6 protein-coding genes are annotated in these 5468 nt (G+C 40.3%); all 6 read left to right on the top strand.

Translation table 11 applies throughout. The annotated features are described in order from the left end of the window. Positions 1-194: 194 nt before the first annotated feature. The 6 genes from IM500_RS05560 to IM500_RS05535 all read left to right on the top strand — a co-directional run bounded on the left by IM500_RS05560 (position 195) and on the right by IM500_RS05535 (position 5321). The gene (locus tag IM500_RS05560) at positions 195-2144 is read left to right on the top strand and encodes a PatA/PatG family cyanobactin maturation protease (RefSeq protein ID WP_287737923.1); all 1950 of its coding nucleotides are present in this window, start codon (positions 195-197) and stop codon (positions 2142-2144) included. Positions 2145-2162: 18 nt separating this feature from the next. Further along, entirely contained in the window at positions 2163-2474 is a 312-nt protein-coding gene (locus IM500_RS05555) for a Nif11-like leader peptide family natural product precursor (protein WP_159249780.1), read from the top strand. Between the two features lie 583 nt (positions 2475-3057). After that, positions 3058-3207, top strand: a complete 150-nt coding sequence (locus IM500_RS05550; RefSeq protein WP_287737922.1) for a hypothetical protein — start codon at positions 3058-3060, stop codon at positions 3205-3207. A gap of 195 nt (positions 3208-3402) precedes the next feature. Then, positions 3403-3582: a hypothetical protein gene (locus IM500_RS05545; RefSeq protein ID WP_287737921.1), complete on the top strand. Its 180-nt coding sequence runs from the start codon at positions 3403-3405 to the stop codon at positions 3580-3582. Between the two features lie 112 nt (positions 3583-3694). Continuing rightward, a complete protein-coding gene (locus tag IM500_RS05540) occupies positions 3695-4186 on the top strand; it encodes a hypothetical protein (RefSeq protein WP_287737920.1) in 492 nt (163 codons plus the stop codon). Positions 4187-4226: 40 nt separating this feature from the next. Next, positions 4227-5321, top strand: coding sequence for a patatin-like phospholipase family protein (locus IM500_RS05535; RefSeq protein WP_261779569.1), 1095 nt, complete (start codon positions 4227-4229; stop codon positions 5319-5321). The last annotated feature ends 147 nt before the right edge of the window (positions 5322-5468 follow it).

The raw sequence follows: 5468 nt of genomic DNA, 5'->3' as shown, positions 1-5468 counted from the left end.
TTTCAATTTTTTCTGAGAAGCGACCTGCAGTAAGGGTTTTGTTAATTTTTTAGTATTTCTGTATGGGGGAAGTCCAGTTATTCTGGTATCAAAGGTGATTGAAGAAATCACTTTTAAGCCAAAAAAGTCAAGATGTATTGCTTGTTCGGCAAAAACATCGAATTTAAATTTCATAAGGCAAATCTCTGGTGATTATGCCCAATTTATCTGGAATAGAGTCTCTTTGGCTGAAAACTCTGGGTGATCCGCGTATATGTGTTGCCGTCTTAGATGGAGACGTGGATCAATCTCATCCCTGTTTTCATCAAGCTCGATTAACTCGGATACCGACTTTAATCCCCTCTGTCAGCAACCAAGGATTTGCCACCCAACATGGAACTCATGTTGCCAGCATTATTTTTGGTCAACACGGTGGTTCGGTTCAAGGAATCGCTCCTCGTTGTCGTGGCTTAATCGTACCCATTTTCAGTGATGGACAAGGGGATAAACTCGCTCCCTGTTCTCAAATCGATCTAGCGCGAGCAATTACTCAAGCGGTTGAGCAAGGAGCTAACGTCATCAATATTAGCGGCGGTCAATTAACAGCTTCCCCTGAATCTGACCAATTATTGGCTAATGCTGTGCGTTTATGCCAAGAAAGGAATGTTCTGATCGTCGCAGCGGCTGGAAACGATGGTTGTGAATGTCTGCATCTTCCGGCAGCCCTTGAATCGGTTTTAGCCGTAGGAGCTATGGATTCTCAAGGAAAACCGCTCAATTTTAGTAATTGGGGCAAAGTTTACCAAAATCAGGGAATTCTGGCACTCGGTGAAAACATCTTAGGGGCGGCTCTCAACGGCGGAACCATTCTCAGAAGTGGGACAAGTTTTGCCACTCCCATTGTGTCGGGAATTATTGCTCTTTTATTGAGTATCCAACTACAACAAGGAGAAAAACCCGATCCTCATGGCGTTCGTGAAGCCATTCTTAAAAGTGCTTTGCCTTGCCATCAAGATCACCCTATTGATAGCCGCCGCTGTCTGGCTGGAAGACTTAATATTTCTGGAGCTTACACCCTAATTACCCAAGGAGGAATTCAACCCATGTCCAATCAAACCCAAGAAGAACCCATGATGCAAACCAGTGAGGTTAATCCTACCTCTCAAGAGTTAAACAATCCTATCAATGAGATCGCCGCGTTTCAATCGACTGAAAGCCTTAATTCTACTTCACCCTTCGCTGTTCTGCCCTCAGCCTTAGAAACAGAGGGATCACAGGCGAAAACCGCCCCTATTGTGTCCATTAATCCTTCTAATCTTAATTCCATGTCAGTTACCCCCAACAATGAAGTGAATTCTTCTATTACCCCCTCTGCTTGTGCCTGTAGTGGCAATGGCAATGGTGCGCCCCAAATTGTTTACGCAATTGGTCAATTAGGCACAGATTTCGGCACAGAAGCACGGCGAGATTCTTTTACTCAAGCCATGCCTCCTGATATGAGTTTGTTACGGTATCTTAATGAAAATCCCTATGAGGCGCAATCCCTGATTTGGACACTGAGTTTGGATGCAACGCCTATTTATGCCATTGTGCCAGTGGGTGCTTATGCTAGTGTGACATTTGATCGACTCCGTGCCTATTTAGGAGATGAAAATATTGAACGAATCTCAGTGCCAGGGGTGATTAGCGGTAGTGTTCGCTTAATGTCCGGTCAAGTTGTCCCTGTGATTATTCCTGAAGTACGGGGGATGTATAGCTGGTCGGTTCCCGCTTTAGTGCGATCGGTAATGCCTCGAATGGCTGGTAGTGATGTGACAGAAGACGGTTTACGCTCTCAAATTGAAGACTATTTGAATCGGATTTATTATGATTATCGGAATTTAGGGACAACCCCTCAAGAACGAGCCTTAAATTTCTCGGCTACTAACGCTTTTCAGGCTTCTGTGGCGATTGCGAGCGCGGCAGGTAGTCAACGGGTTCTGGATTCTATTTCCGTGGAAAAAAGCCCGATTTGTCGCCCTGATTCCGATTGCTACGACGTAAAATTAAGCTTCTTTGATCCCGAAAATAACCAGCGTTCTAATCGAGTTTTTCGTTTCACCATTGATGTGAGCGATGTCATTCCCGTCACTATCGGTCAAGTCCGTTCTTGGTCTCAATCTTAACACATCACAGGAGAAGTTATGTCCATCGAAGCCGTCAGACAGTTTAATGAAATTGCTAAGAGTGATCTAGAAATTCAAGGTAGTCTAGAACTAACAACAGATGTCCAAAGTTTAATGGATCTTACTGTCATACTGGCTTCTGAGAGAGGCTTCAGCTTTACCTCTGAAGATCTGGCAGAATACTATTCCGAAGAAAGTAGAAGACTTCCTGATATATCTCTCAGAAATGTGATGCTTTTAACTAAAAAATATGCGTTCGAAAGCGACCCAGAAGTTTGTGATCGATTGCCTTTCTTAGCTCGTGAAATCTGCCGAAAACTCAATTCTTAAAAGGAGAAATACTCATGAATCTTCCCCTTCAAGTCCCACCCACTTCAAGAAAAGTAAGTACAGTAAGGCTTTCTGGAATCAGAGGAATCGAACTATCTAATTTAGCTTGCGATCTCTGTTGTCAATCAGGAGGTGGAATCGCTTGCGGTGCAATCAGTGGTTGTAGTTGTCCTCTGTAGAAATTAACTCGCTGATTAGGAGAAAAACCCATGAATCTTCCTGTTCAGTCTCAACCGATCATTCGAGGTTTCATAACTTCAAGAATTGAAGATAATGGCATCCGCTTATCTGATAATCTATGCCAGTGTCAATACGGATCTAGAATGTGTCCTGAAAACAAAGATTGCGAATGTGTAGATGGTTATCCTCGCTGTGTGTAGAGTAACCTTTAATAACATTCCAGCAACTTCTCAAATGTTAAATCAGCAAAAATATCAATGACCCATGACTTATCTAATTCTCGCCTCACATATACCGCGAATTTCGTGATATGTGTTAGGCAAACTCTCAAACCATTAACAAACAGTCAACTCTCAAATAAGGAGAAAGAAACATGAATCTTCCCATTCAATCCCAACCTGTAATGCGTAATGTTTCCACTGCTGCTTTTTCTGGTGGTGTGGAAGCCTCTGGTGTCGGTTGTGATATTGCTTGTAATGCTTGTTCTGTTCTGCCATATCCTGCCAGTATTGCTTGTAAATTGGCTGCAAAAGTTGCTGGTTGTGACTGCTAATTTTCTGAATTAGACCTTTTGTTAAAATACCAAAATCTAACTCAGAAATAAAGAACGAGGGAAAGGTTTAAAAATCATATTTTTCCTTTCTCTCTTTCTCAACTGCTTACAAAAGTCAATTATATAGCCTTTGTAGTCTAGGCAATTGGCAATCATTCTGAAATCAGTCAATTTTTCATTAAGGAGAAAAAACCAATGAATCTTCCCATTCAATCTCAACCTGTGATGCGTAACGTTTCTCCTGCTGCTTTTTCTGGTGGTGTGGAAGCCTCTGGTGTCGGTTGTGATATTGCTTGTACTGCTTGTTCTGTTCTGCCATTTCCTGCCAGTATTGCTTGTAAATTGGCTGCAAAAGCTGCTGGTTGTGACTGCTAATTGCTTGGATGGTATAGACTAACTTAATTAGTTTAAGTCTATACAACTATCAATGAGCGTTGACTAGAATGATCATTCTTTTTCTGGCATTTATTACAATTTACCTAGAGTAGTGAATGCCTTTTTTCCCAATAAAAAACATAATGAGGCTTTCATTATGATAATTTCAAAAACCGACATCGAAGCCTATATAACCTTTATTGAAAAGGCTTTAGGTCAAAAAAAGGGGTATAAAAAAATACAGAAGCAGGAAATACTTGAACAATTTTCTCAGGCAGGTTTGAGTGAGTTAAAAAATTTGGTCAATTCTTTAAAATCTCTACTAGAAAATAGCGAAACTCCCCAAGATTTCACCCTTGAAGATGTTCAAGTCATGTTAAACAACTCACCTGATGCCGATCAATCCCCAAATGCTCAAGAAGAATATGAAAGGCTAAAAAATGACCTAGTTATCATCCCTGAAGAATTGAAACAATCGGTTTTTACTATCAATGATGTCATGACTCGTTTTCTTTATCGATATCCTATGACTGCCGTTTTAGAAATATTGATAACTTCGCTAAAAAGACGATTGAGTAATTTTTTCAGTCAATTTTTTCAATAAATTTTGTTCACATCTTATTCCCAAAAAGGAGAATCAATCAATGAGTAATTCTAATTTCTTAATTTTATCCTGTGACGGGGGTGGTATTCGGGGATTAATCACCGCCATGATTCTGCAAGAACTCGATAAACAAATCCCTTTTCTTGACAAAATTGATCTGTTTACAGGAACATCAACAGGGGGAATTATTGCTTTAGGATTAGCTAGTGGTATTCCTATTGCCGATGCGGTTAATATTTATAACAGCAGCACTAATTGTTCCCAAATCTTTACCCCTTATCAATCCCCTAAGTCAGATGCTTTTTTAGATCGTTTTCTGGAAGAACTGGCTAAGAGCAATGAATTGAAAGACACCATTTTTGCAAAGATTATAGAAAATCTAGAACAACTATTGTATGTCAAATATGACAACAATGGATTAAAATCGGTTTTGGAGAATAGTTTAACCCAGTTTAACCAACCCTTATCGACCCTAGAATCTAAAGTTTTAGTAACGACATTTCAACTGTATAATGAAGCTGACACAAATAATCCTTCATGGCGACCCATAATCCTTGATAATTTACCCAACAGTGCCAGCCAGGATACACTAATGATAGATGCTGCGCTTTGTACCAGTGCCGCACCGGTGTATTTTCCCCCTTATAAGCATCCTACTTATGGACTTTGTATTGATGGTGGTGTATTTGCTAACAACCCTAGCACATTAGCCTTAGCTAGAGTTCTAGGTTCGGGAATTTTAAAGGACAGAAATCTTGCTATTGGAGACATTAAAATACTATCAGTTGGGACGGGGCAAACTCACAATCGGATGAGACCAGAGTATCAACCCGATGGACTGTTAAGATATGGACCGACAACATGGTTTTGGCCAATAGAATTTGATGACACACCAAAGATTCCCTTACTTTCAATCATGATGGATGGTTCATCAATTTTAGATGATTTTCAGGTAAAAATGATCTTGGGGGATCGACAATATCAGCGAATTAATGTCGATTTAACAGAAACGATTCCTCTGGATGGTTGCTCTCAAATTCCCAAGATGAAAGATTTGGTAGATGATTATATTAAATCCTCTGCGTGGACTGAGAATATCACTTGGATACAAAACTATTTCCTTAACCTTAAGTAGAACTCTCGCCTATTGGGACTTAGACAAAAAACAAATCGAGAAAAGCCTCAACTCCAATCCCCGCTTGGAATTTACTTCGAGAAGCCCAAAATCGCTGAAACCCAGATATATTAAGGAAAATCATAAATCGAGGTTAACCCTTTGTCC

Origin of the sequence: Microcystis sp. M179S2, assembly GCF_020245805.1 — a bacterium.
Lineage (GTDB): Bacteria > Cyanobacteriota > Cyanobacteriia > Cyanobacteriales > Microcystaceae > Microcystis > Microcystis aeruginosa.
The sequence above is the reverse complement of the archived record's forward strand: the minus strand, read 5'-3'. Positions and strand labels throughout refer to the sequence as shown.

What these genes read in the sequence shown, in the direction of transcription:
- IM500_RS05545 (WP_287737921.1), top strand. Translation starts at nt 3,403, where the DNA reads ATGAATCTTCCCATTCAATCTCAACCTGTGATGCGTAACGTTTCTCCT.
- IM500_RS05560 (WP_287737923.1), top strand. Translation starts at nt 195, where the DNA reads ATGCCCAATTTATCTGGAATAGAGTCTCTTTGGCTGAAAACTCTGGGT.
- IM500_RS05555 (WP_159249780.1), top strand. Translation starts at nt 2,163, where the DNA reads ATGTCCATCGAAGCCGTCAGACAGTTTAATGAAATTGCTAAGAGTGAT.
- IM500_RS05535 (WP_261779569.1), top strand. Translation starts at nt 4,227, where the DNA reads ATGAGTAATTCTAATTTCTTAATTTTATCCTGTGACGGGGGTGGTATT.
- IM500_RS05550 (WP_287737922.1), top strand. Translation starts at nt 3,058, where the DNA reads ATGCGTAATGTTTCCACTGCTGCTTTTTCTGGTGGTGTGGAAGCCTCT.